The organism is Spirillospora sp. NPDC046719 (assembly GCF_040645715.1).
GTDB lineage: Bacteria > Actinomycetota > Actinomycetes > Streptosporangiales > Streptosporangiaceae > Spirillospora.
In genome coordinates, this window is record NZ_JBEYYT010000888.1 from 1 (window position 1) to 1461 (window position 1461).

General features: G+C 76.6%; 2 protein-coding genes. One reads left to right on the forward strand and one right to left on the reverse strand.

Annotated features, from left to right (window positions below; all coding sequences use genetic code 11):
- Nucleotides 1-575: TetR/AcrR family transcriptional regulator (locus ABZ914_RS51290; RefSeq protein ID WP_500201805.1), on the forward strand; the 575-nt coding region annotated here is incomplete at its 5' end.
- Between the two features lie 4 nt (nt 576-579).
- On the opposite strand, the gene ABZ914_RS51295 is transcribed toward ABZ914_RS51290, so the two are convergent.
- Nucleotides 580-1416, reverse strand: coding sequence for a metallophosphoesterase family protein (locus ABZ914_RS51295; protein WP_433135594.1), 837 nt, complete (start codon nt 1414-1416; stop codon nt 580-582).
- Nucleotides 1417-1461 lie beyond the last annotated feature (45 nt).

Consider the following 1461-nt stretch of genomic DNA (forward strand, 5'->3'; position numbering starts at 1 on the left):
GCGAGATGTTCCTGCGCGACGGCGCGGGCGCCTCGCTGGAGGGCGTCGCCCGCCTGGCGGGCGTCGGCGTCGGGACGCTCTACCGCCACTTCCCCACCCGGCAGGACCTCCTGGAGGCGCTGCTCGCCGACGCCTACGACGCGCTCGCGGAGCGGGGCCGCGAGCTGCTGGAGTCGCCGGAGCCGGGGCGGGCGCTCCTCGCGTGGCTGGACGGCTTCGTCGCCGCCGTGTCGGAGTTCGGGGGGACGGCCCCGTCCGTCCTGGTCTCCTTGCGCGGCGAGCGCTGCGAGGCGTTCCGGTCGTGCCGCGCCATGCGGGACGCGGGCGCTGCGCTGTTCGCGCGCGCGCAGGAGTACGGCGAGGCGCCCGCCGGGGCCGCGTTCCTGGACGTGCTGAAGCTCGCGGGCGGGATCGCGATGGCCGGCGAGCGGGAACCCGGCGCCGCCGGGCGGCTGCTCTCCCTCGCCGCGTCCGGCATCGCCCCCGGCGCCGTGCCCGGCGAGAGCGGCGCGGTGCCCGGCGAGAGCGGTGCCGTGCCCGGCGGGTCGGGCGGCGCGGCGGACTCGTCCGGCTGAGGCGTCAGGTCTCGGCGGGGACGGGGAGGACGCGGCGCGGCCCCTCCGGCCCGCCGCCCTTCGCGCGCCATTCGCGCGGGTAGCCGACCGACACCTCGATGTGCGGCACGCCGTCCGTCCAGATCGTCCGGGGGATGTGCAGGTGGCCGTACACGACGGCGACGGCGCCGAACCGGGAGTGCCAGGACCCGGTGCGCTCGGTGCCGCACCACTGCGCGAACTCCGGGTACCAGAGCACGCGGGTGGGTTCGCGGACGAGCGGCCAGTGGTTGACCAGCACGGTCCGGGTGCCGGGCGCGAGGGCCGCGAGCCGCTCCTCGGTGTAGGCGATCCGGGCGTCGCACCAGGCGTCCCGGGTGGGGTGCGGGTCCGGGTGCAGGTAGACCTCGTCGGTGCAGACGACGCCGGAGTCGTGCGCGATCTTCAGCGCCTCCTCCTTGGTGGACGCGCCGTCCGGCCGGAACGTGTAGTCGTACAGCAGGAAGAGCGGGGCGACCGTGACCGGGCCGTCCGCGCCGTCCCAGACCGGGTACGGGTCCTCGGGCGTGAGCACGCCGAGCCCGCGGCACATGTCGACGAGCCGCCGGTAGCGGGCCTCGCCGCGCAGGGCCACCGGGTCGTCCTTGACCGTCCAGAGCTCGTGGTTGCCGGGGACCCACAGGACGCGGTCCCACCGCCCGGCCAGCACGCCGAGCGCCCACTCGACGTCGGCGAACCGCTCCGCGACGTCGCCCGCCACGATCAGCCAGTCGCCCGGCGCCGCGGGCTCCAGCGCCTCGACGAAGGCGCGGTTCTCGGGGAACCCGACGTGCAGGTCGCTGATCGCGTACACACCGCTCATGCCGTGATCGTAAGCGCAAACCGGGCGCGGCCCGCGCCCGGCGGG